Below are 24,581 nucleotides of genomic sequence, written 5' to 3'. Positions count from 1 at the left end.
CCGCTTCCGGCTTCCACCAAATCCCCTGAATACAAACGCTTTCGCTCGATTTGTGTCAAGCAATATTTACGTCCTACCCTCAAAAAGGGAATCCTGATATCTTGCTTATTTTTGTGTAGAAATGAGTTTTGTCCCACCCTCACCTTTAAAAGGTATATTTGAATTTGTCTATAAACCTTGATACAAAAGGGTTTTATATAAATCAATAAAAGAAACGAGGCTTTTCCAATGAATAATTACAAAAAAATAACGATTGCGACAGCTACCATCTTAACTTTAAGCACTACAATGGCAGGATGTAGCGCTCCAAAAGAAGATAGCCTAAAACAAACGCAGCAAGCACAAACTGACATAGCTAAGAAAAAAGTCATTACAGATATTGAAATGACGCCGAAAAAGTTCACATATAAACAGGACGATTCCTTTCATGAAAAAGGAAAAGAATTAACAGTCATTCCAATGCATATCGTGAACAAAACGAAATCAGAATTTGGGGTTGGCGCAGGGGACTTTCACTTAGAAACAAAAGATGGTAAGAAAATCGAAACATTCGGTTACCATGATAGCTTTGGTGATGTCGTTTCAGCAGGAAAAACATTGGATGGAAATGCCTACTTCGCTATCCCTAAAGACGGTAAAGATTACACATTAGTTTACCATCCGACAAATGCTGCGAAAGAACAAACGTTGAAATGGACAATCGGCTTACCAAAAAAATAAAGAAAAGAAGGTACCCATGTGCTAAATGCAAAAAAAATAATGATGTTCAGTTCTGTTCATGTTTGGAATGACACACGCATCTTTTATAAAGAAGCGATGACACTTGCTGATGCAGGATTCGAAGTGGACTTTTATGCAATTGATAATGGAATGGAAGTCGTTGAATATAAAGGCTTACGCGTTCATTTATTACCCGCCAGCAAATCACGAATCGTACGCCCCTTTCGTTGGTATAAACTGTATAAGGCTGCCAAAGCGTCTAACGCGAAGTACTACCACGTTCATGATCCAGAACTGCTGTTACTTTTACCGAAGCTACGTAAGAAAAAGCCAGACGCGATTCTAACTTATGATATGCATGAAAACTTCCCAGCAGATATTGAGACGAAAACATGGATTCCAGCTCTTTTAAGAAAACCACTGAAAAGATTGATTTTGCGAATGGAAAAACATACGATGGCATCCTGTAACCATATTATTTTTGCTGAAGAGTCTTATTTGAAAAGTTATAAACATGTTGCTTGTGGAAAAACGACTGTGTACAACTATCCGACCTATATAGAAGCCATCCCTAAAATACAATCTAAATCGCCATTCACACTAATTTATGTCGGTAGTATTACAGAAGATCGCGGTATTTTTGAGATGCTAGAGCTGATTTACCGGTTACAAGAAAAACACCCAGAGGAATACTGTTTAAAGCTCTTAGGACCAATGACAAATAGTCTAGAGATAAAAGTACAAGAGTTTATTCATAGAAACCAACTAGAATATGTCGTGCACATATATGGTCGTGTACCTTATCCAGAAATTTGGCAAGCATACGCGGAATCAGATTTAGGTCTCTGTCTCTTACATCCAATTCCCAACTATCTTCAATCGATGGCGACCAAATTGTATGAATATATGGCTGCATCGCTACCAATTCTTGCGTCTGACTTCCCCGATTGGCAAACGTTTATCGAAAACAATCAAAGCGGAACTGTTAGCTCACCGTTTGACATAGAAAAGCTAATACACAAAATCGAGCAGCGAGCAGCGAATCCAGATTTTTATGCGCAAGAAGGAGAACGAGGACGCCTAGCTTATGAGCAGTCATATCACTGGGGGATTGAAGCACAGAAAATGCTATGTACGATTTATAACACGCATTAATTGGAGGAAATGATGAAAGAAGGAATAAAAACAAAGCAGATTTTACGAAGTTTTAAAAAATCTTGGTACTGGTTGGTCATAGTACCTGCTGTGCTTGTCATGCTAACTTTTGGGATAGAAAAGTTTTGGCTTACACCGGACTATACATCATCGACACAAGTCTTAGTTACAACTGTCACTCCAAAAAATGAAGCACAAGCCTCTGATAGTGTAAGATCCTCGATTCAATTGAGTGACACATACAGTACAACAATCGGAAGCGCGAGGACGATGCAAGAAGTCATCAATAAATATAAATTAAATATGACACCAGAGGAACTAGCAAAAAAAGTTACTGTAAAAGGAAACGTAAACTCACTCGTCTTTACTATTACAGTGGTTGATTCCAATCCAGAGCAAGCCAAGCTCATCGCGAATGGCATTGCATCTGTCGTAAAAAGCGATTTTCCAGGTTTGTTCAGTGGCACCAAAATGATAAATTTAGAGAAAGCAGGTAAACCAGTCGCTGTTAGCAGTATGACGAAGTATATCTTAGCAGCTGGCTTTGGATTGGGAATAGCATTAGTTATTGTACTATATCGAGCAAGCTACGATAATCTTATCCGCCAGCGAGAAAGCTTTGATGACATCGGTCTACGCTTCTTAGGCGACATTCCATTCATAGAGGGAGAATAATAACATGGCTAGATTAAATAAGAATAAACTGTTTTTTGAAGGAAAGTCCAAGTCTTTTGAAGCGGAAAAAATTCGTTCGGCACAAGTAAGTATCCAATTTGCACTTTCTACATTAAACAAAGCACAAACCATCATGTTCACATCTGCCAATAAAGGTGAAGGTAAAACATTCTGTATTAGCAATATCGCCAAAGAATATGCAAAGTTAGGCAAAAAAGTACTGTTAGTTGATTTAGACTTACACAGGCCACGTCTCTCTCAGGCTATTGCTCCACGAGAAGCCGGGGGAATAATGTTAGGTGTACGTGATATGTCAGCTTTAGCAAATCAAATTCTTCCTTTGACAGAGGAAAATCTCTTTTTCTTACCAACAGGACCGTTACCTTCGAATCCAATGGAGGTGGTAAGTTCAGGATTGCTAGCAGAAGTATTTACGAAGCTGGAAGGTGAATTTGATATGATTTTCATCGATACGCCACCTCTTCGTGTATTGTCAGATGGGCGTATGATTGCCACTTTATGTGACGGCGTTGTTTTAGTTGTTCGTAATGGCATGACTAAATTAAATGAGGTAGAGGAAGCAAAAGTATACATTGAAAATGCCGGTGTGCCAATCGTAGGGGCGATTCTAAACGGACAACAGTATAACAAGAAAGAAAAGAATACGTATGCCTATTATTAATTGGCTACAGATACACGGAAAAGCGTTACTATACATCTTAGGTTTAGCTGTCACACTCCAAGTTTGTGTTCTCCTTCCCTATGGAATTTTGGCCATACCGGTTGTCTTGGCAGCCTGCTTTATTTTTCTACCAATCAACATGGAAAAGTTCACAACTGCACTTAGTTTTTTGATTATATTTTCTGGCTTTTTTGGTTCTTATCTAGGAATACCAGGTAATGAGAACATCTTTTTATTTCGCCTCTTGATTCCGATTCACCTTCTCCTCTTTCTATTCTTTGTAAGAAAAGATTGGGCACAACTGCGTTACGTAAAAGCCTACCTAATCCTTTTTATTGCTTTTTTTTGTTGGGATGTTGGCAACTGGATTTTGGGCGCCGCAGTTAGGGCAGAACATTCGATATCTGTATTTTATTTTCGAATGGCTATATGTCATTTTTTTAGCTACTTACTATATTCGTAATGAAAGAATATATGCCAGATTTACAAAGTGGCTGACTGTTCTTTATATCGGTATGTTAATGATTGGTGTTTGGGAATGTTTGACGGGGAGACATTTAAGCCAGTCTGGATCGCTTTTTTATGAAACAACAACGAGTGCGTTTCAACCAACAGGCTTTCAGTTTAATACGAATGATTTCGCCTCTTTGCTCACCATTTTTTTCCCGATGGTGATGATGTCTATTACTACGTGGAAAAAGAAGTTGCTTATGCTTGGCGGCTTGTTCGGTGTAGGTTCCATGTCACTGTATCTCGTTATTATGACCAATTCCCGACTTGCAATGCTCGTTCTTATTTTAGAAATGCTCCTGCTGCTATTTGGCTGGTCTAAAATTTGGTCTTTCATCGCTATTTATGTTCTAGGAATGGGAGCTCTGCTAGTTTCTACTTTTCATGCCTCTGGGTTTATTCAAAAATTACTCGGTATGGTGAATCATTCATTTACTGACAAAGGGGATTCGACAAATGAGCGGGTGCAAATGTATCAAGCCTCGTGGGATATGATCAAAGAGTCACATTTTATGGGTATCGGTGCAGGAAATTTGCCGATTCGTTTAGATGAGTATATGTATGGTTTTGAACGTGCTTTCGATAATTACTGGGCGCCACATAATTATTGGTTGGAAGCTTTGGCGAATGGCGGTTTACTAGCTTTTATACCTTTATTTGCTTTTTTCGTGGGGTACCATATTGTTGCGATTCGTTATTGGATGAAGGAAGAATACAGTGCAACATCCGCAATTCCGCTTCTGATTGGCGTAGCATTTGTAGCGGCTAGTATTGGTCTTAGTAGCACAATTGATAAACGACACCTTAGTTTAGGTATCGGAATGGGGCTTGCTCTTCTTAATATCCGTTATTTTCAGAAAGGATGGATAAGGTGATTAGTATTATTATGCCTGCACATAACGCAGAGGCGCATATTCAAACAGCTATAGATAGTGTTTTAGCGCAAAGTTTGCGTGATTTTGAATTATTGGTTCTTGATGATTGTTCGACGGATCAAACGCTGAAACGTATTCAAGCCTATTCAGATCCTAGGATTCGTTTGTATGTATTGGCAAATAATTTGGGTGCCGCAGAAACGCGTAATTATGGTATTCGTCAAGCAAAGGGTCGATATATCGCTTTTTTAGATAGTGATGATTGTTGGAAACCCGAGAAATTAGCGTTACAACTAGCATTTATGCGAGAACATAAAGTAGCGCTTAGCTACACAGCCTATGATGTGATGAGTCCAGATGGAAAGCACATAACAGGGCATGTAAATGTACCGGAATCAGTAACCTATCGCTATTTATTACGCAACACGATTATTGGTTGTCTCACAGTAATGATTGACACAAAACAAACAGGTCTTGTGCAAATGCCCGCTTTTAAAGGAGCGGAAGATACGGCAACATGGCTCTCGATTTTGAAAACAGGGCATATTGCAAAAGGTCTGACCGTGCCATTAGCTGTCTACCGTAAAGGCAATGTATCTTTATCTAGTAATAAATTCCAAATGGCGCAACACATTTGGCAAGTATATCGAAAAAGTCAGCATATGTCGGTTTTTATAGCTTTGACCCATTTCCCGTTTTATTTATGGAATGGACTTGTGAAACATCTACGAACAGGCGGTTCCGTGAAGCTCATGAAATAAGCAAGAGCGACTATCAAAAAATAAGGAAGTGTTAACAATTATGGAACAAAAAGCAACATTAGTCATAAGTCACGAATACAGAAGAGTGAAACGAATGGCTGATTTCATTTTAGCCCTTATTGGAATCATTTTGTTAAGCCCTGTTTTTCTTATTGTAGCACTCATGATAAAAATAGATTCACCGAATGAAAAAGTGCTTTTCATTCAAACAAGAACTGGTCTAAAAAACAAACCGTTTCAAATTTTCAAATTCCGTTCGATGCGAAAGAGTAATCAGCCTGGAGGAGCTAGAAAACATGTATATAATTGGAAAAATGGTGTGCCCGATAATTTTGTTTTTAAATCTGTATTAGGAAATGATCTTGAAGTTTCGCCAATCGGTACTTTTGTTCGCAAATTTAGTTTAGATGAGTTGCCACAGCTTTTCAATGTAATCCGCGGTGAGATGAGCCTAGTAGGTCCACGTCCAGAAATACCAGAGATTACAGAGCATTACTCGGGAGAACAGCAGATGAGACTTTTTGTGAAACCTGGTGTTACTGGATGGGCGCAGGTGAATGGACGTAGCAATATGAATCATGGTCAGAAAATGGCTTACGATAGCTATTATGTTAAAGAATTTAGCTTAAAATTAGACATCCAAATTATTGGTATGACTGTAAAGCAAGTGTTAACGGGTAAGGATGCGGTTTAATGTATGAAAAAAGTAACGACTAACTATATTTTTGTGTTACTTTATCAAGTTCTTCTCATTATTACCCCCATTTTCACGATGCCGTATGTGATTCGCGTGTTAATGCCAGAAAATGTTGGTATTGAAGCTTATGTCAGTTCTATTGTACAAATTTTCACAGCTTTTGCGACACTTGGTATGGGGGATTATGGTCGAAAAGTAATTGCGAGTGTGATACGTAAGCAAGATTTGAAGGTGGAATTTTATAGCTTGTATCTAGTACAAAGTTGCTTTTCCGTTATTGTTCTTCTTATCTATCTTATTTTTGCATTTCATACGAGCCAATACCAGTTATTGTTTTTTATTAATATTTTGACCATTCTCTCGTATGTTTTTGATATTACGTGGTTTTATACAGGTCAAGAAAATATGAAAAACATTATGATTCGAAATATGGCTGTGCGCCTGAGCGCAATGATTGGCATCTTTTGTTTTGTGAAGGGGCCAGAAGATTTAGCTGTCTATGTTTGGATTAATGCAACGACACTTCTTTTGGGGCAACTTGTTACGTGGCTGCCTCTGTTAAGAAAATGGAAAGGCTTCGCATATCAGTGGGTGAAAGTAAAAAAAACATGTGATACCTGTGATGACATTTGCTATCGTGCCAATTATTACGCTTATCCCACTTGCATTAAATAAAGTCATATTAGGGAATATTACTTCGGCGATGGATGTTGGTTTTTATAATCAGGCATTTAAATTGATGACGCTGTTTGTTGTGTTCGTCACCGCTTTATCAACCGTCATGAGTCCAAGAATGGTCAAGCAATATAATGGAGCAAAAAAGGAAGACTTCGAACGTTCGATGTATTTCTCTTTTCGCTATGTAGCTCTTAGTACCTTACCGCTTGTGACAGGATTAATCGCTGTTGCTCCATTGTTTATTCCGTTGTTTTTAGGGGGCGATTTCCGCCCCTCTATCCTTCATCTACAAATTTTATCTCCTAGTCTATTTTTCTCTGGTTTAGCTGGTATTTTTGGACTACAAATTTTAGTGACTACAGGTAAAAATAAAAGTTATTCTCTTAGTGTTCTTATTGCATCGTTCATAAGTTTCGCTACTAATATTGTATTCATTCGGCTATGGGGGGGCTACGGTACAGCGTTGTCTTACATCACTTTCACCTTCATAACCTGCGTGTTACAAGCTTACTTTTCTAGAAAATATTTTTCAATAAGAAAAATGATACAACAAATATTACCGTATGTATTGGCGAGTTTGCTTGCTTTTATGTTTGAAGTAGCCATCATGCATATGTTAACAGCAGTACGTGTAGTTTTTATCATTATCGCGCAGATTGTTGTTGGTGGGATCATATATTTCGGAATATTACTTCTATTTCGCGACCCGCTTCTTGTAAAAATCGGGCAAATATTACAATCGAAAATATCTCATAAAAAGCAAAAAGGAAGGTAATAAGCACATGTTTAACTTTGATAGTATACGAAATATGGAGGGGCTGCTAGCTAAAAAAAACAATGATGCTAGCCTCGTGTGACGAAGAAAAAATTGTTTTGCTAGGCGGTAGTAGCGTATTGTACGGCTTTAATACTGATGACATACAAAGAAGTCTCGGAAAACCGGTATTTAATGTGGGCGTCAATGTTGGTCTAGGTTTTCGGTATTTGCTTGATAGTGTAGAACCGCACTTAAAGCCAGGAGATCAGATACTTTTACCTTTAGAATTTAATCAGTACACGAATCCGGTCTATTACGTATTTGGCTTTGGAATTGATACGTTTATTTATCGCCAATATTGGAGAAATCGAGGGAAATACAAACAAAAATGGAAGTTACTACTTATTTCTCTCAAACATGCTAAATCCTCTGCGACGCCTGAGAAGCTAGCCAAACGAAAAGTGGCGACTCTCACAGAAACGGGATGTTATTTAGGATTGAATACACAGTTGCGAGACCCTGATTCGTTAAAAGCGATTCCTTTTCCAGAAACGTTTCAAGAGACGAATGCAATGAAGGAAATCGCTGCATTTGTGAAGCGATGCAAGGAGGATAATATCCGCGTTACACTGCTACCACCCGTTTTCTATGCGAAAGAAGTGCCCATTGCCTATCTTGAGAAAATATATGCTTATTTTGGCGAATCCATTGCGCCGGATTTATTTCAATTGGATGCTTCTGAAGTATATGATTCCGTCTATCACGCGAATCAAGCTGGTCAAACTCGTGTGACGAACCGCCTTATTCAATTATTGGAAGATCTTAAAATAGAAAGGAATGAAAAGAGATATGAAAAATAAATTGTTAAATAAAGAAGCAAGGGTTGCTGTTATAGGACTTGGGTATGTAGGTTTACCTCTTGCTGTTGCATTTATTCAAAAAGGATTTCAAACAATAGGCTATGATACAAGTGCTAAAAAAAGTGCAGTCGCTGGTAAATGGAGTGTCAGACATTGCTGATATTTCGAATGAGACGCTTCAATTGTGTCTAGATAGTGATGCGTTTAAACTATCGGCTAATCCAGAAGTATTACAGAAAGCTGATGCCATTATTATTTGCGTTCCAACACCACTGACCGAGGCAATGGAACCAGATATGCGCTTTATTAAACATGCGATGCAGGATATTGTTGCTTACGCGAAAGATGAGGTGTTTATCTCTCTTGAAAGCACGACATATCCGGGTACAACTCGTGAACTCATCTGTGCTCCAATGCTTAAAAAAGGACATACCTTGGGGCGAGACTTCTTTGCATGTTATTCCCCAGAACGTGTTGATCCTGGAAATAAGAAGTTTCATACACTGAACACACCGAAAGTAGTAGGTGGCGTAGATGAGATGTCTAGAGAGCTCGGTGAAATCTTGTACGGGCAAGTGATTGATACGATTGTACCTGTTAATTCAACAGAGGTTGCTGAAATGAGTAAGCTCCTCGAAAATACGTTCCGCAGCATTAATATTGCATTCATTAATGAGATGGCACTTTTAGCTGAAAAAATGGATATTGACATCTGGGAAACAATTGAAGCGGCGAGTAGTAAACCATTTGGCTTTATGAAATTTACACCGGGGCCAGGAATAGGTGGCCATTGTATTCCGCTGGATCCGATGTATTTATCTTGGAAAGCAAAATCGAAAAACTTCTATAGTCGTTTCATTGAATTAGCGCATGAAACGAATCATTCTATGCCAGAAAAAATGGTAGATCATACAGCGGAAGCACTAAATCTACATCAAAAAGCGATTAATGGCTCTAAAATTCTTCTTGTAGGCATGGCTTACAAGGAAGACAGTAACGATTTACGTGAGTCCCCAGGTTTGCATATTTATGAACAGCTCTGTGCACGTGGTGCGAATGTTGCGTTTTGCGATCCAGAGGCTCCTATATTCCGTGATGCTAATGGGGATATACAAAAAAAGTATTCCTATTGATTATACAGCTTTCTCTACCTATGATTTAGTAGTTATTATCACGCCGCATACAGCATTTAATCTCGAACAAATAGGTATGGCAAGTCGACTTATTTTAGATACAAAAAATGCTTTAAAAGACAGATTCCAAGAGAAAAAATGGGCATACGGCAAGGTACATATGACAAAGGCAATGGTGGAAAGGAGTTAAATAACTAATGTGTTAAAAAAGTCTTGTTTTTTGTGACGGAGTTCCCAACACTCTCGGAAACATTTATTTTAAACCAGATGACAGGAGCGATAGATTTAGGTCATGATGTCACAATTTTAGCTCTGAAAAGAGGAGATACAATCCATATGCATGCGGATGTGACACTCTACAGTTTGCTAAATAAAGTAGTGTATGTCGACCTGCCTGATGATAAGAGAAAGCGTGTATGTCAAAGCATTGTGTGCGGTATCAAGGCGCCCATTCGTACTGCTAAACTGTTGAATCGAAAAAAATATGGGGCGATTATAAACTCGCTACAACCAGTTTTAGTGGCACAGAAAGTACCAAAACAAGATTTCGACATAGTTATTGCACATTATGGCAATGTTGGTTTGGTCGCAAGCATTTTACAAGATCAAGATATATTACGAGGAAAGTTGCTAACATTTTTCCATGGGTATGATGTGACGCGTACAATCCAACAAAAGGGAGCTACTTTTTATACGTTTCTATTTCTTTCTGATACGGTGCTTTTACCAATCAGCGATTTTTGGGCAGAACGATTAGTTCATTTAGGTGCAAAAAAAAGAAAAAAGTGCATGTCCATCATATGGGAATTGACACGAACACATTTCAGATGCAATCACTGAAAGCTATACAACCAACATTGCAGCTGTTACTTGTAGCGCGTTTGACAGAGAAAAAAGGGATTTCTGACGCGATTCATGCCGTGCGGTTTTTACAGAATCATGGGATAGATACGGTATTGCACATTGTTGGAGATGGGGAAAATCGTCTGATATTAGAAGAAACGGTGCAGCGACTAGAGCTCCAAAAGCAAGTGCAGTTCCATGGTTTTTTAAATCAAATGCAGGTGAAAGAACATTTTAACGTAAGTGATATCTTCATTTTACCGAGTGTTATTGCAAAAGACGGAGACATGGAAGGAATCCCGGTTTCTTTGATGGAAGCGATGGCGCAAGGAAAGCCCGTAATTTCAACAATTCATAGCGGTATCCCAGAGCTGGTTATACATGGGAAAACGGGTTTTCTAGTTCCCGAAAGAGATGCTGAGGCGCTTGGACGAGCGATTATTGATTATTTAAACTTAACAGATAGTCAAAAGGCAGAGCTTATAGTGAATGCCCGCCAAAAAGTAGTAGCAGAATTTGATATCAACCGTTTAAATAATGTCTTATTTCAGGATGGAGCGTGGTAAGTGATGGTAGAACTAAATCGAAAGGAGCAGCGCCAACTACTAGATAATTATTTTCTATCAACAACGGAGGCACTTGCAATTTTACGTATCTCCAAACAAAATTTCTATTCGCTTATTCATCGAGATAAAATTACAAAAAATAAAAAAAAGATGGCGCTGTGCTTTTCTTTAGAGAAGAGATCATTGCACGAGCTAAGACGCAAAATCATCTGCGTCAAAAATATAGACCGTATGATTTTTAGAGGAGGTCACGAGGATGAAAAATACGATTTTAGTAACCGGTGGCGCGGGTTTTATAGGTAGTCATTTAGTGGAAGCATTGGCCAAAGAAGAATCGAGTACTATCATTGTCTTTGATAATTTAAGCACAGGATGTCTTGAGAATATTCCCAGTCAAGAAAACATCCTATTTATGAAAGGGAATGTGGATAGTGAAGTCGATGTAGCGCACTTATTTCGTTCATTTTCGTTTGATTACATTTATCATTTGGCTGCTGTTGCCAGTGTTTCAGAATCAGTTCAGCAACCACTCGCAACACATCGTGTGAATATGGATGGTACAATTTATTTATTAGAATTTGCCCGTGCCCAAGAAAAAAAGGTTCGCAAATTCGTTTTTGCATCATCAGCCGCAGTTTATGGTGTAGAACCAACTTTACCAAAAACGGAAAATTCGTTAATTGATCCAATTACGCCTTACGGTATTGATAAATATGCCTCCGAGAAATATGTGACTTCTTATAGCAACTTATACGGCCTAAATGTAGCAGTTGCAAGGTTTTTCAATGTGTATGGACCCCGCCAGAATCCAGCATCGCCGTACTCGGGCGTATTATCTATTTTGACGGAAGTAACGCAACAAGTGAACCGAGGAGAAGCGGCTGTATTTCAAATATTTGGAGATGGAGAGCAGGTGCGTGATTTTGTGTTCGTCGAAGATATTGTGCAAGGTCTTATTTTACTGGGAAGGAAAGTGGAGAGTCAGGCTAATACTTATAATATTGCTTCTGGTGAAAAACATTCGCTTCGTGATATTATTGCGACTTATGAAACGTTACTGGATATGATGGTTCCAGTAGCTTATAATGAGAAACGCCCAGGTGATATTAAATATTCTTATGCATCCATCGAAAAAAATAAAAAAAGCTTGGTTACCAGCCAAAGTTTTCGATAAGCCAAGGATTAGAGAAATACATGGAAAATATCTAAGTTAGCCTAATTCAGGAATGAATGCGATGCTCCTCCTTGGTTAATTTTTGTGTTTGCGCTATACTTTAGGAAATGAGAAGAATGGGGTGGCGTATATAATGGTGGAAATTAGTGGGATAGCAACAGGGTTGTTGCAGGAGAATTGTTATGTGATCTCTGATGAAAAGCATTGCTTGATTGTTGATCCGGGAAGTGATGCAGAAAATATTATCGCAAAAGTCGAGGAGACAGGGACCAAGCCAGTTGCTATTTTGTTGACGCATTGTCATTATGACCACATTGGGGCACTTGAGGAAATTCGGGCACATTATGGGGTGCCAGTTTATGTGAGTCCGCTGGAGCAGGAATGGCTTGGAAATCCAGCGTTGAATGGCTCTGTCGGGATGTCACAATATAGCAACAAGGAAATTATTTGTGTTCCTGCTGAGAATGAGTTTGAGAATCGTGATTATAATATAGAAGGTTTTGCGTTCCGTGTGGTACCAACGCCGGGCCATTCGATTGGTAGCGTGAGTTTTATTTTTGATGATTTTGTTGTTGTTGGTGACGCATTGTTTAAGGGCAGTATTGGACGTTCAGATTTGTATACAGGCAATTTCGATACGTTAATGGAAAGCATTACGAGCCAGTTGCTAGTTTTGCCTGATGAGACGCGTGTATATGCAGGTCACGGTGACACAACGACGATTGGTCATGAAAAAGCAACCAATCCATATTTAACGTGAGGGGATGTAGAAAAATGAGGATTAATTTAGCGAGTGTTTTTGTGGATGATCAGGAGAAGGCATTGCGATTTTATACGGAAATTCTAGGATTTGTAAAAAAAGAGGATGTTCCGGTAACAGAGAAATTTCGCTGGATTACAGTGGTTTCAAAAGAGGAACCAAACGGTGTGGAGTTGGTTTTGGAACCGGATGAAAATCCTGCAGTGGGGCCATTTAAGACATCACTTTTTGAGCAGGGGATTCCGTTTACTTCATTTGCAGTGGATGATGTATATCAGGAACATGAACGATTAAAGGCGCTTGGCGTTGTGTTTACGAAAGATCCAGTATCCCATGGACAGGTGACGCTCGCAGTTTTCGATGATACGTGTGGGAATTTGATTCAGATTATGCATATGAACGAGGCAGCGTAGCATCGTGGGACTTTATTTGGAGTTTCCAGCGCTTGATAGGGATTTTCCAATGCGTAGCTTTACGAATGAGGGTGGCGTGATTGTATATCCTCACTGGCATAAGGAGATGGAGCTGATTTACGTCATGGAGGGGCGCTTGAATCTTGGTGTGAATGATGTGCCGATTCAGATGGAGCAAGGCGAGATTTATGTAATTAATGGCGGTGACGTACATTATTTTTTGGCATCACCGAATAGTGAGCGAATTGTGTTGCAATTTGATTTGGCGGTTTTTCAAGAGTTTTCGTTGACGGAGGATGAAGGAAAGCGATTACGTGATTTATTTTTGCACGTATCGCCGTCTAGCGTTAATTGGGATTCAGATGTTGCGCAACGAATGGCAAAAATTTTGCAGGTAATTCATTTGGAAAGTTCACAACGTAAGCTGGGTTATCGCTATGTGGTGAAGGCGAAATTATATGAGATGTTGTCGATTTTGGAGCGATATGTGCCGAGGCTTATGCGTGATTCTAGGGAGGACGCGACGAGTAAGTCGCAGGAAACGCTGGAAAAATTGCAACAAATTTTTGCATATGTGGAAGAGCACTACCAGGAGACGATTACGTTGCAGCAGGTCGCGGATTATGTTGGTTTTAGCTCATATTACTTCACGAAATTGTTTAAGCGCAACATGGGAATAACGTTTATGACATTTGTAAATGATTACCGACTCAGCAAAGCGAAATGGATTCTGCTAAATGAGGAGACGCCGGTGACGGAAGTAGCTGAGCTGGCAGGCTTTAGTAGTGTGAAGACATTTCATCATGCGTTTAAACGTGCAATGGGTGTATCGCCTCTTAAATATAGGAGGACAATATTCGGGAATAAGTAGGCAATAAAGTAGGAAGAAATGCCTCGATTTGTTTTGTATCATGGAGATAATAAAACAAATGGAGGTTTTTTTGATGACTTTAAAAATTGGAATTATAGGTTGTGGCGGTATTGCAAATGGGAAACATATGCCTAGTTTAGCGAGTGTAGCAGAAGTAGAAATGGTAGCGTTTTGTGATATTATACCAGCGCGTGCAGAGAAGGCCAAAGTAGATTTCGGGACAAATAATGCAAGCGTATACACGGATTATAAGGAATTATTGGCAGATAAGGCAATCGATGTGATTCATGTTTGTACACCCAATATTTCGCATGCGGAGATTTCAATTGCTGCAATGGAAGCTGGGAAACATGTGATGTGCGAGAAACCAATGGCGAAAACAACGGCAGAGGCACAAGCGATGATTGATGCGAGTGTAAAAACTGGTAAGAAATTGACGATTGGCTATCAAAATCGTTTCCGGAAAGATTCGCAATTTTTGCATGAGGTCTGTGAAAATAACGAATTGGGCGAGATTTATTATGCAAAAGCTAAGGCGATTCGTCGTCGTGCTGTTCCAACCTGGGGTGTTTTCTTGGATGAAGAGGCGCAAGGTGGCGGTCCGTTAATTGATATTGGGACGCATGCGCTTGATTTGACACTTTGGATGATGAATAATTATAAACCGAAGTATGTCGTTGGAAATGCGTATCATAAGTTGTCACAACGTGCGAATGCAGCAAACGCGTGGGGAGCTTGGGATCCTGCAAAGTTTACTGTAGAGGATTCAGCATTTGGCTTCATCACGATGGAAAATGGAGCAACGATTGTGCTCGAGTCTAGTTGGGCGCTGAATACACTTGATGTTGGTGAGGCGAAGACAACACTTTGCGGGACGGAAGGTGGCGCTGATATGGAGAATGGTCTGCGCATTAACGGTGAGTCGCATAGCCAGATGTATGAAACGGAGATTCAACTGGAACCGGGCGGTGTTGATTTTTACGATGGTACGGGTGATAATCCAGAAGAACTGGAGGCGCAACAGTGGATTGATAGTATTTTGAATGGAACAGATCCTGTTGTGAAACCAGAGCAGGCGCTTGTGGTTACACAAATTTTAGAAGCGATTTATGAGTCTTCGCAGACAGGGCAACCGGTATTTTTCCAATGACGACGCCGATTGCGATTCAGTTGTGGAGTGTGCAAGATGCCTGCCAGGAAGATTTTTTCGGGACGCTTGAGCATATTGCCGAGATGGGTTATGACGGCGTTGAGTTTGCGGGTTACTATGATACGCCCGCGATTGATTTGAAGGCGAAATTGGCGGAGCTTGGTCTTGGAATTGCGGGTTCACACATTCCGTACGAGCAGCTACGTGATGAATTGGATGCTGTCATTGCTTTTGAAAAAGAGCTGGGGAATGCGTATATTGTTTGTCCTGGGGCAGAGTTCGAGACAGAAGCGGAATGGATTGAGTTCGCGAAATCGCTACGTTTGATTTCGGATAAGATTCGTGATGCTGGTCTTCATTTCGTCTATCACAATCACGCGCATGAGTTTGAAAAGCTGGGCAATGACTATATTTTGGATGTGCTGCTGGCAGGGGTGCACGGTTTGGAAGTCGAGCTGGATACGTATTGGGTGCATCATGCGGGCGTTGACGTTGTGCCATATATGGAGCGCTGGGCGGATCGGATGCCACTCATTCATTTAAAAGATATGAAGCGTGCGCCAATTGAAAGCACAGAAATTGGAAATGGAGTTTTGGCAATCAGACGTTTTGCTGAACTTGCCGAACAAAGTGGCGTAAAATGGTTCGTGATTGAGCAAGAAGCATTCGAAAAAGCACCACTTGTAAGCGTTGAAATTGGCCTGAAAAATTTGAGAAAGATGGTGGGCAAACAATGACAAAAGTAACAGTTTGGAACGAGTTTCGTCATGAAAAAGAGAGCGAAGAGGTTGCTGCGATTTACCCAGATGGCATTCATGGTCAAATTGCGAGTTTTTTAAATACCTCAGGACTTGATGTGAAGACCGCAACGCTCGATGAACCAGAACATGGTTTGACAGAGGCTGTTTTGGCAGATACTGATGTATTGGTTTGGTGGGGGCACATGGCGCATGATCAAGTTGAGGATGCAATTGTGAATCGCATTCATAAGCGTGTTTTAGCAGGCATGGGTTTAGTCGTCCTACATTCTGGGCATATGTCAAAAATTTTCATGAAGCTTATGGGCACAAGCTGCGATTTGAAATGGCGAGAAGCGGACGAGAAAGAGCGGCTTTGGGTCGTGGCGCCGAATCACCCAATCACAGAGGGCATTTCCGAATATATTGACCTTGAAAAAGAGGAGATGTACGGTGAGCATTTCGATATTCCAGCTCCTGAAGAATTAATTTTCATTAGTTGGTTTGAAGGAGGGCATGTGTTTCGAAGTGGGGCAACATACAAGCGTGGTAACGGAAAGATTTTCTATTTCCAGCCAGGCCATGAAACGTATCCAACATACCACAACGAAGCAATTCAAAAAGTCATTACAAATGGTGTGAACTGGTGTGCCCCGACTTCATGGGTGTATCCGAAATATGGTAATGCAGAACCATTAGAAAAGATTGGAGGGAAATAACATGAAATTAGGCGTATTTACACCATTATTTGCAAATTTAAGTTTGGATGAAATGCTAGATAAAGTGGTGGCAGCAGGGCTTGGTGCAGTAGAAATTGGGACAGGTGGAAATCCAGGAAATCATCACTGTCCAACCGATGAGTTGCTTGCAAGTGAAGAAGCACGTTTGGCATATTTGAAAAAGTTTGACGATCGTGGTTTGGTTATCAGTGCATTTAGTTGTCATGATAATCCGATTTCACCAGATCCAGAAGAAGCACGTGCCGCCGATGAAATTTTAAGAAAAACGATTCGTTTGGCGTCGATGATGGGTGTGCCGGTCGTGAACACATTCTCAGGGACAGCGGGTGACAGTGACGAGGCGAAAGCTCCGAACTGGCCAGTAGCGCCTTGGCCAACCGTGTACAGCGATATAAAGAAATGGCAGTGGGAAGAAAAACTCATCCCATATTGGAAAGAAATAGGTCATCTAGCAGAAGAATACGACGTCAAAATTGGTATCGAACTTCACGGCGGGTTCCTCGTTCACACGCCACACACTATTTTAGAACTACGTAAAGCAACGAGTCCAGCAATCGGCGCGAACCTCGACCCAAGTCATTTATGGTGGCAAGGTATTGACCCTGTCGGTGCCATCAAAATTCTCGGCAAAGAAGGCGCGATTCACCATTTCCACGCTAAGGACACGTATCTCGATCAAGATAACATCAACCGCTATGGCGTGCTCGATATGCAACCATATGGCGATGTACAAACACGCGCGTGGACATTCCGCTCGGTTGGTTGTGGGCATAGTGTGAAAGAATGGTCGGATATGATGAGTGCTCTGCGCACATATGGCTATGACTATGTTGTCAGCATCGAACATGAAGATCCGTTAATGTCAATTGATGAAGGTTTCCAGCGTGCCGTTACCAATTTGCAAACGATTTTAATTAACGACGAACCGCTAGACATGTGGTGGGCTTAATGAAGAATTTAGTCATTGTAGGTTTTGGTGGAATGGGAACGTACCATGTGGAACTCGTTAGTGCGGCTGACGGAATTACGGTAACCGGCGCCTATGATATTTCATCAGAGCGTATGCAAGTAGCCACAGAAAAAGGCCTTGAGACGTATCAAAGCTTCGAAGCTGTTCTTGCCGATGAAAAAGTAGACGCGATACTGATTGCAACACCAAATGATAGCCATAAAGATTTGGCAATTCAAGCATTAGAAGCGGGGAAAAACGTGGTCTGCGAAAAGCCAGTCACGATTACAAGTGCAGATTTAGAAGCAATTCTCACTGTTGCCAAAAAAGAAAATCAAATATTCATGGTTCACCAAAACAGACGCTGGGATGCTGACTTTTTAATCGTGCGCGACATGATGCAAAAAGAAGCCAAAATCGGCAACGTTTTTCATATCGAATCTCGCGTACAAGGCGCGAATGGAATTCCAGGCGATTGGCGTCATCTGAAAGCACAAGGCGGTGGTATGGTCCTTGATTGGGGCGTACATTTACTCGATCAGCTCCTTTTTATGACCGATAGCAGAATCAAGACGGTTTCCGCGAACCTAAGTTACATTCTTGGCAATGAGGTTGATGACGGTTTTACAAGTATTATTCAATTTGAAAATGGTCTAACAGCATTAATGGAAGTCGGCACAACTAATTACGTGAAATTGCCACGTTGGTATGTCAAAGGCACAGAAGGCACTGCGGTTATTACTGATTGGGATTTAAGTGGCGAAATTGTTGGACCAAACCGTGATGTTGCAAAAGTTGAACCAAAACCAATTCAGGCAGGGCAAGGCCTCACAAAAACGATGGCACCACCTTCTGAAGAATCTACAACACATAGTCCCATCAAAAAAAATCGAGCCAGATATGTCAGGATTTTACGATAATTTTGCAGCTGTTCTAAACGGTGAAGCAGAACCAATCGTCAAAAATGAAGAAGTCCACCGTGTTCTCCGTCTTATCGAAGCGATTTTTGAAGCAGGCGAACAACAAAAGGTAGTCCATTTCCAAGAATAAATAGGCACAATAGCTTGCCAATCACCGCGTAATATACTATACTTATCATATTCAAATTCAGTACGCCCGATAAGGGGAGTAGCAGTATAGCAATGTCGTCAGTACGGGATAAAACCCCGGCATTGTTAGCAATTCATCCGATTTGTTTGCGAGACCTTACGTTTATTCGTGAGGTCTTTTTCTTGCGCTTAGATGGTCATGTGGCTCCGGCAAGTTGATGCGAACAATCTAGTTAAACAGGAGGAAAACAATTGAAGAAATTACTTTTTTTTCGTGATGTCAATGATGCTCGTTTTTTCACCACTGGGCACCGTGACATACAACACCGTTATGCCGGCAAAATATGAACAAGTAAGTGAAGCGCATGCGAAAGGTTACCGCTCACCAAGCCGTTCTTACCGTCCGAATAACAACCAAGTCAAACGTAATAACAATACGACAAACAAAGCAACAAATAACCAAACAGCAAAGAAATCAAATCGCGGCTTTTGGGGCGGTTTAATGTTTGGTGGTTTAGCAGGATTACTATTTGGTAGTATGCTTGGGAATATGGGAGCATTCGGGGATATTTTAGCTTTAATTATCAACGTTATCGCGATTATTCTTATCATTCGCCTGCTAATCTATTTCTTCCAAAAATGGCGTAATCGCAACAATCCAAAACTACAATCCAATGTTTTCGATCATCAAGGAACAGCAACGCAAGAAACTGGAAACAGCACGATTATTCTAGATGAAGGAAATATTTCAAACGCGGTCATCCATTTCTTCACACACGAAAAAGGATTGCAACTAGAAGATGTCGAAGTTATTTTGACATACGACGAACAAAAAGGTTTCGGTGCCGATGTCATGAAGAATAATACACTCGTTCAGGCGTTAGATCACTTTTCACTTATCCAAGCAATCAGATATTGGGCAACGAGAGAAGCTCATTTTGATTCTAATTGCGGGTTGGAATTGCGTTTCTCTGAATCTGAAGGTATCACAGCGATAGTAACAGAATAATTAGAAGAGGCGTCTTTAATGGGCGCTTCTTCTTATGTATTATTTCTAACGGAAATATTGCAAAAATAGTAAGAAGAGATAAATTATACCTAGGTTCATTCACCTTATTTGTTCTATTTCGAGTAAGCGTTTTCTAAGTACATTGATTCATATTTGGATACAAAGTATGAAAAATGATATATATAGTCTAAAAATTTCCCTTCAATTGTCTCATTTCGTATAATGAAGGAGAAGAAATGGGAGGGATTTGTATGTTGTTTGAAGAAATGGAAAAGTATGAGTATGAACAAGTTGTTTTTTGTCACGATAAGGCATCTGGGTTAAAGGCTATTATCGCGATTCACGATACGACACTTGGTCCGGCGCTTGGTGGATGTCGGATGTGGCCTTATGAAACAGAAATGGAAGCGCTTCAAGATGTACTGCGTTTGGCTCGTGGGATGACATATAAAAATGCTGCAGCTGGGCTTAACTTAGGTGGCGGCAAAACAGTGATTATTGGTGATCCGAAAAAAGATAAGTCAGAAGAAATGTTCCGAGCTTTGGGGCGCTATGTGGAGCGTTTGAATGGCAGCTATATAATCGCAGAAGACGTTGGAATCACAGTTGCTGATATGGATTTAGTCCATGAAGAGACAAAACATGTAACAGGTATTTCCGAGCGTTTTGGTTCATCCGGAAATCCAAGCCCGATGACAGCTTTTGGCGTATATAGCGCAATGAGACGAACAGCTTTGGAGGTATTCGGAACCGATTCGCTAACAGACAAAACAATCGCGATCCAAGGTGTTGGGAACGTGGCATTTGCGCTCTGTCGATTGCTCCATGAAGATGGCGCAAAACTAATTGTGGCAGATATTAATGAAGAGGCAGTGAACCGTGCTGTGACACAATTTGGAGCGAAGGCCGTCGCTCCAACAGCTATTTATGAAGTGGAAGCTGATATTTTTGCCCCGTGTGCACTCGGCGGTATTTTGAACGATGAAACTATCCCTAAATTAAAAGTGACAGCTATTTGTGGTAGCGCTAACAACCAACTTCTAGATGCAGCGAAACACGGCAAAATGTTGGCAAGTCGTGGCATTTTATACGCACCAGATTACATTGTCAATGCTGGTGGAGTCATCAACATTGCTGATGAACTGAGCACTTATAACGAAGCCCGCGCACAAAAGAAAATCGGTGAAATTTTTGACCAGATTGGCAAAGTTTTTGAAATTGCAAAATTGGAGCAAGTTACACCAGGTGAAGCAGCCAATCGGATGGTAGAAAACCGAATGGAAGCATCGAAAACTAGCAAAATAGTCTAGATTGATTATTTTTTCGAACCCGATAAATGTGGTATAGTTTAAGGAGTACATATCGATTTGGAGGGAAAAGGAATGAAGAAACCATTATCACTGTATTTTGTGCGTCACGGTCAAACGTATTTGAATAAATATGAGAAAATGCAAGGTTGGGCAGATTCACCACTCACTCCTGAGGGGACAGAAATTGTGAAAGCAAGTGGTCGAGGGCTCGCCGACACAGAATTTGTTGCGGCCTACTCCAGCGATTTACACAGAACCATCGCAACCGCAGAGCTTATTTTAAAAGAAAATAAACACGGATTTGGCTTGAAGTTAGAACCGCGCAGTGAATTCCGTGAGACGTTTTTCGGCTCTTTTGAAGGCGATGCAAGCGCGATGACTTGGGATTTAGTAGCCAAAAAGATGGGATTTGCGTCGAAAGCAGAACTTTACGCCAAGGCAAATGTGCGCGAAACAATGAACGGCACAAAAGTTGCAGATCCAACGCATGATGCGGAGGATTTTATGACGTTTTGGCATCGCGTAGAACAAGGTTTTCTACACGTGGTGAACGCGCACAGAGAAACAGGCGGTAACGTGTTGATTGTAGCACATGGCAATACGATTCGTAATATTGTCCATGAACTAGAACCAAGTGTAAAAGCCGACTTCATATTAGACAACGCTAGCGTAACCGTCCTAACTTATGAAAATGGCCTGTTTAAAATCGAACGACTGAATGATACGTCTCATTTTATAGGATAGAGACAAGAGAACCCAATACAAACTTCTATGATGGATTTTGCAAGCAATTGCTGAAAAAGTGATGCTCTTTCTTGTTTTGACACGAGGAAATAAGAAGTGCGGTCATCTGTTAATGAGATCAGTAAACAGAAACATACTGATCTCATTTTCTGCTTAAGGCTGGGCTTTAGTCTATAAAAGAGAAGAAACGTAACGCTAAAACCGCTCCTTATTTCATGTACCCAATAATTAAATCTTGCTCGGCTTGCCTCTCTAATTTTCGCAAGAGTAGGGTATATTTACATAATGCTATGTTGGAACATGTGAACGTGTTTTGTTGAAGCTGCTGAGAAAGATACTCCAGTGTGGATGTGAAAACAAGGTGCAAATTGCTCACCGTTTCTACTAATGGAGTTCCGATATCTTTACAGTCTTCCCCGACATTTTGAAAGAGAGAAGTGTTTACATAGTTTTGTTTCAACTGCTGGTAGGTCGTGTGAAAGAGTTGTGTGACCTCCTCCGTTCGAGTGCTGAGAAAACCATCATATTCTTTTCGCTGTTTATACTCATCGGTTTTCGTATAATAAGTTGCGACCCAATAGCGAACGATGTTGTCTATATTCTCCTCGACATGCTTAAAAATGCTTTGTACCATATGAGAACCCCCGTTTTCTAAATAATGCCATTCCAATATAGTATACTGCTACAAGCCATAAAAAGATAGTGTATTAATGAATGTTCACGGAATTGTCGGAATCATATGGTTTTTCTATAAAATAATGCTTGCAGTCTATGATTTAATGAAGTATTATGAAAAGGAAAAATTATTTTCATTAAATTCTAATCTGAATCACAGCTTACTTTTTTCTTTAATATGTAGTATGAGTGTATAAGCTAACAACAAGTAAATTCATTTCTATATTTTTCCCCGAAGTATGGAAATGTGAACTCCCTTTTGACCGTCGCGGTTACTCCCTTTTCCGCGATGGTTTTTTTATTGCGTTAAAAAGTATTGGGTTAGAAAACATATATAGAAAAATCAGATTTGGCAGTAGAAAACTAAGGACAGCTAAAGAAGATGCTTCTTAACTATCGTCGGGGAGGGGCATCTTCATTTTGTGTATAGGAAAAGACTTAAAGTAGCTGGAGAAAAGCACTACCAATCTATATAAAGCATTGCTAAGAAATAGCATAATTTATATTTACTAGTTCGTGAAATAGAGACTATCAAATTGTACCATGAGACCTGTATAAAGAGAAAACAAGTATACAAAATTTGTATGCTATAATCAATATCGATCAATAAACAGTATGTGATACTATATTGACTATTTTGTAAATTAGGAGGAAAATATGAGAAAAATACTGATGAAAATGATAGGAGTTATTTTAATTGCTAGTATGTGGGCAGTTATGATCCCACAACTTGCAGAAGCTTCTAATACAGATATGAAGCAACATGTATTTGCTGATGGAGGCACTAAAATAGGTGAAGCTACCCTAGCGCATCTTATTTATTCGGCTGTTTTTACTAACTTAGCAGGGAATACATTGATGAATGAGCCAGTGAAAGAGTTGCCTTACGAGAAAGAATTTAACGACGCTGTAGTATGGTTTAATAATCAACAAAAAGAAGAGTGGACATCTCATTATGAAGCAGATGGTATTAAGAAAAAGCTACGAGCTTTATATTTGAAAAATCCTAATAATACGAAAAAAACAATGATTTTAGCTCATGGTGTTGGAGGATCGACCAACATGGGTCCATGGGCCAAATTATTTTATGACAATGGTTATAATATATTGTTACCGCAGTCGAGATCCTATGGTGAAAGTGAAGGAGATGCTGGGAAGAATATTTCTTTAGGCTGGTTAGAACGTGAGGATTATATTAACTGGATTCATCTGGCAGATAAAGAAAATGGATTAGATAGTGAGATAGCTTTAATGGGGGCTTCTATGGGGAGTACCGCAGTTTTATTAGCAAGTGGACAGGATTTACCGAAATCTGTAAAGGCCATTATAGCTGATTGTGGATTCACTTCTCATAAAGCTTTGATTCAAACAATTCTTCAAAAAATCCCTTTTGGAGGGGTGATTAATAAAGAGAAGATGTACCAACTGATTAATCAAGAACTATTCGAGAAGCAAAATTTCAAATTAGAAGATGCATCGACAACTAGGGAAGTAGCGAAATCTAAAATCCCAACACTTATAATACATGGAACGGGAGATCAGCTATTTCCTGTTGCTATGGCACAAGATATTTATCAGGCACTTGGTGGAGAGAAAGAATTATATTTAGTAGAGGGAGGCCCGCACTTTAAATCTATAGCTAAGGATCTTCCGAATTATACGTCACGGGTGAATAATTTTGTGAATAAATTTATCAAGTAAAAAAACTCATTTGAAGATGAGGCTGGGGCGAACTCCCATCTTAGCTTGCACTGACACCAACGTAACACAGTTGTCCACAGGAAGGAACTATAAAAGTGCAAAATAAAACTATGTAGATAATGAATTTTAGATTCATCACATACTGTAGGAAAACTGCTTCACATGATTTCCCGCCAAACCTCAGCGTGTCGACAAATGCTTAGTTTCTAGGCAAAAGCGAGTACCAGCGCGGAGCGTACTTGGGTACGTTGACTGAAAACGGGGAGGGAGAAGTATCCCCGACCATGTGAGAAGTTATGCGAAACATAGTGTAGAAGAGCACTGGAAATGTTTACAGGCTCGCTCTGCTCTCCTGCATATTGGGATTGTAACTCGTCTTACTTTCGA

Annotated in this window: 28 protein-coding genes and 1 pseudogene; 28 read left to right on the top strand and 1 reads right to left on the bottom strand. The window is 40.1% G+C overall.

The features are described from left to right. Positions 1–228 precede the first annotated feature (228 nt). The 27 genes and pseudogenes from PROCOU_RS12655 to PROCOU_RS12535 all read left to right on the top strand — a co-directional run bounded on the left by PROCOU_RS12655 (position 229) and on the right by PROCOU_RS12535 (position 21,818). On the top strand, positions 229–720 hold the full coding sequence (locus PROCOU_RS12655) for a DUF4352 domain-containing protein (RefSeq protein WP_036073009.1): 492 nt from the start codon (positions 229–231) through the stop codon (positions 718–720). Between the two features lie 18 nt (positions 721–738). After that, on the top strand, positions 739–1,875 hold the full coding sequence (locus PROCOU_RS12650) for a glycosyltransferase (protein ID WP_051994399.1): 1,137 nt from the start codon (positions 739–741) through the stop codon (positions 1,873–1,875). Between the two features lie 12 nt (positions 1,876–1,887). Then, positions 1,888–2,550 carry a YveK family protein gene (locus PROCOU_RS12645; RefSeq protein ID WP_036073007.1) on the top strand — a complete coding sequence of 221 codons (663 nt, stop codon included), beginning with the start codon at positions 1,888–1,890 and terminating at the stop codon, positions 2,548–2,550. Between the two features lie 4 nt (positions 2,551–2,554). Then, on the top strand, positions 2,555–3,232 hold the full coding sequence (locus PROCOU_RS12640; RefSeq protein WP_036073004.1) for a CpsD/CapB family tyrosine-protein kinase: 678 nt from the start codon (positions 2,555–2,557) through the stop codon (positions 3,230–3,232). 353 nt (positions 3,233–3,585) lie between these two features. Next, positions 3,586–4,617, top strand: coding sequence for an O-antigen ligase family protein (locus PROCOU_RS12635; protein WP_244266317.1), 1,032 nt, complete (start codon positions 3,586–3,588; stop codon positions 4,615–4,617). Continuing rightward, positions 4,605–5,378, top strand: coding sequence for a glycosyltransferase family 2 protein (locus tag PROCOU_RS12630; RefSeq protein WP_036073001.1), 774 nt, complete (start codon positions 4,605–4,607; stop codon positions 5,376–5,378). The genes PROCOU_RS12635 and PROCOU_RS12630 overlap by 13 nt, the downstream gene beginning before the upstream one ends. Before the next feature lie 40 nt (positions 5,379–5,418). After that, positions 5,419–6,072, top strand: a complete 654-nt coding sequence (locus tag PROCOU_RS12625; RefSeq protein ID WP_036072998.1) for a sugar transferase — start codon at positions 5,419–5,421, stop codon at positions 6,070–6,072. 3 nt (positions 6,073–6,075) lie between these two features. Continuing rightward, positions 6,076–6,750, top strand: a complete 675-nt coding sequence (locus PROCOU_RS18620; RefSeq protein ID WP_036072996.1) for a lipopolysaccharide biosynthesis protein — start codon at positions 6,076–6,078, stop codon at positions 6,748–6,750. Beyond that, complete coding sequence (locus tag PROCOU_RS18615) at positions 6,698–7,528, top strand: oligosaccharide flippase family protein (protein ID WP_036072993.1); 831 nt, start codon at positions 6,698–6,700, stop codon at positions 7,526–7,528. Before PROCOU_RS18620 ends, PROCOU_RS18615 begins: the two co-directional genes overlap by 53 nt. 62 nt (positions 7,529–7,590) lie before the next feature. Further along, positions 7,591–8,370, top strand: coding sequence for a hypothetical protein (locus tag PROCOU_RS12610; protein ID WP_036072990.1), 780 nt, complete (start codon positions 7,591–7,593; stop codon positions 8,368–8,370). After that, positions 8,360–8,530 carry an NAD(P)-binding domain-containing protein gene (locus PROCOU_RS18610; RefSeq protein ID WP_244266316.1) on the top strand — a complete coding sequence of 57 codons (171 nt, stop codon included), beginning with the start codon at positions 8,360–8,362 and terminating at the stop codon, positions 8,528–8,530. The genes PROCOU_RS12610 and PROCOU_RS18610 overlap by 11 nt, the downstream gene beginning before the upstream one ends. Continuing rightward, the gene (locus PROCOU_RS12605; RefSeq protein WP_244266315.1) at positions 8,514–9,503 is read left to right on the top strand and encodes a nucleotide sugar dehydrogenase; all 990 of its coding nucleotides are present in this window, start codon (positions 8,514–8,516) and stop codon (positions 9,501–9,503) included. Before PROCOU_RS18610 ends, PROCOU_RS12605 begins: the two co-directional genes overlap by 17 nt. A gap of 213 nt (positions 9,504–9,716) precedes the next feature. After that, entirely contained in the window at positions 9,717–10,343 is a 627-nt protein-coding gene (locus PROCOU_RS18605; RefSeq protein WP_244266314.1) for a glycosyltransferase family protein, read from the top strand. Beyond that, positions 10,331–10,912 (top strand): glycosyltransferase, encoded by a 582-nt coding sequence (locus PROCOU_RS18600; protein ID WP_244266313.1) that lies wholly within the window; start codon positions 10,331–10,333, stop codon positions 10,910–10,912. Before PROCOU_RS18605 ends, PROCOU_RS18600 begins: the two co-directional genes overlap by 13 nt. Before the next feature lie 256 nt (positions 10,913–11,168). After that, the gene (locus PROCOU_RS12590; RefSeq protein WP_051994398.1) at positions 11,169–12,086 is read left to right on the top strand and encodes an NAD-dependent epimerase/dehydratase family protein; all 918 of its coding nucleotides are present in this window, start codon (positions 11,169–11,171) and stop codon (positions 12,084–12,086) included. A 133-nt stretch (positions 12,087–12,219) separates the two neighbouring features. Continuing rightward, positions 12,220–12,846, top strand: a complete 627-nt coding sequence (locus PROCOU_RS12585) for an MBL fold metallo-hydrolase (protein WP_036072988.1) — start codon at positions 12,220–12,222, stop codon at positions 12,844–12,846. 14 nt (positions 12,847–12,860) lie between these two features. Continuing rightward, on the top strand, positions 12,861–13,259 hold the full coding sequence (locus PROCOU_RS12580) for a VOC family protein (protein WP_036072986.1): 399 nt from the start codon (positions 12,861–12,863) through the stop codon (positions 13,257–13,259). A 49-nt stretch (positions 13,260–13,308) separates the two neighbouring features. Further along, positions 13,309–14,130: a helix-turn-helix transcriptional regulator gene (locus tag PROCOU_RS12575; protein WP_221637266.1), complete on the top strand. Its 822-nt coding sequence runs from the start codon at positions 13,309–13,311 to the stop codon at positions 14,128–14,130. 73 nt (positions 14,131–14,203) lie between these two features. Then, the gene (locus tag PROCOU_RS12570; protein ID WP_036072980.1) at positions 14,204–15,280 is read left to right on the top strand and encodes a Gfo/Idh/MocA family protein; all 1,077 of its coding nucleotides are present in this window, start codon (positions 14,204–14,206) and stop codon (positions 15,278–15,280) included. Then, positions 15,277–16,017, top strand: coding sequence for a sugar phosphate isomerase/epimerase family protein (locus tag PROCOU_RS12565; protein ID WP_036072977.1), 741 nt, complete (start codon positions 15,277–15,279; stop codon positions 16,015–16,017). Before PROCOU_RS12570 ends, PROCOU_RS12565 begins: the two co-directional genes overlap by 4 nt. Beyond that, on the top strand, positions 16,014–16,736 hold the full coding sequence (locus tag PROCOU_RS12560) for a ThuA domain-containing protein (RefSeq protein ID WP_036072975.1): 723 nt from the start codon (positions 16,014–16,016) through the stop codon (positions 16,734–16,736). The genes PROCOU_RS12565 and PROCOU_RS12560 overlap by 4 nt, the downstream gene beginning before the upstream one ends. Before the next feature lies 1 nt (position 16,737). Next, positions 16,738–17,706: a sugar phosphate isomerase/epimerase family protein gene (locus tag PROCOU_RS12555; RefSeq protein ID WP_036072973.1), complete on the top strand. Its 969-nt coding sequence runs from the start codon at positions 16,738–16,740 to the stop codon at positions 17,704–17,706. Next, positions 17,706–18,756: pseudogene (locus PROCOU_RS12550) on the top strand (Gfo/Idh/MocA family protein). The gene PROCOU_RS12555 and the pseudogene PROCOU_RS12550 overlap by 1 nt, the downstream one beginning before the upstream one ends. A 92-nt stretch (positions 18,757–18,848) precedes the next feature. Continuing rightward, positions 18,849–18,974, top strand: a complete 126-nt coding sequence (locus PROCOU_RS18940) for a hypothetical protein (RefSeq protein ID WP_260444250.1) — start codon at positions 18,849–18,851, stop codon at positions 18,972–18,974. A 64-nt stretch (positions 18,975–19,038) separates the two neighbouring features. Then, positions 19,039–19,764, top strand: a complete 726-nt coding sequence (locus tag PROCOU_RS12545; RefSeq protein WP_244266312.1) for a DUF2653 family protein — start codon at positions 19,039–19,041, stop codon at positions 19,762–19,764. 251 nt (positions 19,765–20,015) lie between these two features. Continuing rightward, on the top strand, positions 20,016–21,074 hold the full coding sequence (locus PROCOU_RS12540; protein ID WP_036072967.1) for a Glu/Leu/Phe/Val dehydrogenase dimerization domain-containing protein: 1,059 nt from the start codon (positions 20,016–20,018) through the stop codon (positions 21,072–21,074). Positions 21,075–21,146: 72 nt separating this feature from the next. Then, the gene (locus tag PROCOU_RS12535; protein WP_036072965.1) at positions 21,147–21,818 is read left to right on the top strand and encodes a histidine phosphatase family protein; all 672 of its coding nucleotides are present in this window, start codon (positions 21,147–21,149) and stop codon (positions 21,816–21,818) included. Positions 21,819–22,026: 208 nt separating this feature from the next. On the opposite strand, the gene PROCOU_RS12530 is transcribed toward PROCOU_RS12535, so the two are convergent. Next, positions 22,027–22,452, bottom strand: a complete 426-nt coding sequence (locus PROCOU_RS12530; protein WP_036072963.1) for a hypothetical protein — start codon at positions 22,450–22,452, stop codon at positions 22,027–22,029. Between the two features lie 698 nt (positions 22,453–23,150). Between PROCOU_RS12530 and PROCOU_RS12525 the strand changes: the two genes are divergently transcribed. Beyond that, positions 23,151–24,194 carry an alpha/beta hydrolase gene (locus PROCOU_RS12525; protein WP_051994397.1) on the top strand — a complete coding sequence of 348 codons (1,044 nt, stop codon included), beginning with the start codon at positions 23,151–23,153 and terminating at the stop codon, positions 24,192–24,194. Positions 24,195–24,581: the final 387 nt, after the last annotated feature.

Origin of the sequence: Listeria rocourtiae FSL F6-920 (assembly GCF_000525975.1) — a bacterium.
In the GTDB taxonomy this organism is placed as follows: domain Bacteria; phylum Bacillota; class Bacilli; order Lactobacillales; family Listeriaceae; genus Listeria_A; species Listeria_A rocourtiae.
Note: the sequence above shows the minus strand (reverse complement) of the source record. Positions and strands in the feature narration are given on the sequence as shown.

Coding starts and splice junctions, on each gene's coding strand:
- PROCOU_RS12655 (WP_036073009.1), top strand. CDS start 229: ATGAATAATTACAAAAAAATAACGATTGCGACAGCTACCATCTTAACT.
- PROCOU_RS12645 (WP_036073007.1), top strand. CDS start 1,888: ATGAAAGAAGGAATAAAAACAAAGCAGATTTTACGAAGTTTTAAAAAA.
- PROCOU_RS12640 (WP_036073004.1), top strand. CDS start 2,555: ATGGCTAGATTAAATAAGAATAAACTGTTTTTTGAAGGAAAGTCCAAG.
- PROCOU_RS12635 (WP_244266317.1), top strand. CDS start 3,586: ATGTTGGCAACTGGATTTTGGGCGCCGCAGTTAGGGCAGAACATTCGA.
- PROCOU_RS12630 (WP_036073001.1), top strand. CDS start 4,605: ATGGATAAGGTGATTAGTATTATTATGCCTGCACATAACGCAGAGGCG.
- PROCOU_RS12625 (WP_036072998.1), top strand. CDS start 5,419: ATGGAACAAAAAGCAACATTAGTCATAAGTCACGAATACAGAAGAGTG.
- PROCOU_RS18620 (WP_036072996.1), top strand. CDS start 6,076: ATGAAAAAAGTAACGACTAACTATATTTTTGTGTTACTTTATCAAGTT.
- PROCOU_RS18615 (WP_036072993.1), top strand. CDS start 6,698: ATGACATTTGCTATCGTGCCAATTATTACGCTTATCCCACTTGCATTA.
- PROCOU_RS12610 (WP_036072990.1), top strand. CDS start 7,591: ATGATGCTAGCCTCGTGTGACGAAGAAAAAATTGTTTTGCTAGGCGGT.
- PROCOU_RS18610 (WP_244266316.1), top strand. CDS start 8,360: ATGAAAAATAAATTGTTAAATAAAGAAGCAAGGGTTGCTGTTATAGGA.
- PROCOU_RS18600 (WP_244266313.1), top strand. CDS start 10,331: ATGCAATCACTGAAAGCTATACAACCAACATTGCAGCTGTTACTTGTA.
- PROCOU_RS12590 (WP_051994398.1), top strand. CDS start 11,169: ATGAAAAATACGATTTTAGTAACCGGTGGCGCGGGTTTTATAGGTAGT.
- PROCOU_RS12585 (WP_036072988.1), top strand. CDS start 12,220: ATGGTGGAAATTAGTGGGATAGCAACAGGGTTGTTGCAGGAGAATTGT.
- PROCOU_RS12580 (WP_036072986.1), top strand. CDS start 12,861: ATGAGGATTAATTTAGCGAGTGTTTTTGTGGATGATCAGGAGAAGGCA.
- PROCOU_RS12575 (WP_221637266.1), top strand. CDS start 13,309: ATGCGTAGCTTTACGAATGAGGGTGGCGTGATTGTATATCCTCACTGG.
- PROCOU_RS12570 (WP_036072980.1), top strand. CDS start 14,204: ATGACTTTAAAAATTGGAATTATAGGTTGTGGCGGTATTGCAAATGGG.
- PROCOU_RS12565 (WP_036072977.1), top strand. CDS start 15,277: ATGACGACGCCGATTGCGATTCAGTTGTGGAGTGTGCAAGATGCCTGC.
- PROCOU_RS12560 (WP_036072975.1), top strand. CDS start 16,014: ATGACAAAAGTAACAGTTTGGAACGAGTTTCGTCATGAAAAAGAGAGC.
- PROCOU_RS12555 (WP_036072973.1), top strand. CDS start 16,738: ATGAAATTAGGCGTATTTACACCATTATTTGCAAATTTAAGTTTGGAT.
- PROCOU_RS18940 (WP_260444250.1), top strand. CDS start 18,849: ATGTCGTCAGTACGGGATAAAACCCCGGCATTGTTAGCAATTCATCCG.
- PROCOU_RS12545 (WP_244266312.1), top strand. CDS start 19,039: ATGATGCTCGTTTTTTCACCACTGGGCACCGTGACATACAACACCGTT.
- PROCOU_RS12540 (WP_036072967.1), top strand. CDS start 20,016: ATGTTGTTTGAAGAAATGGAAAAGTATGAGTATGAACAAGTTGTTTTT.
- PROCOU_RS12535 (WP_036072965.1), top strand. CDS start 21,147: ATGAAGAAACCATTATCACTGTATTTTGTGCGTCACGGTCAAACGTAT.
- PROCOU_RS12530 (WP_036072963.1), bottom strand. CDS start 22,452: ATGGTACAAAGCATTTTTAAGCATGTCGAGGAGAATATAGACAACATC.
- PROCOU_RS12525 (WP_051994397.1), top strand. CDS start 23,151: ATGAGAAAAATACTGATGAAAATGATAGGAGTTATTTTAATTGCTAGT.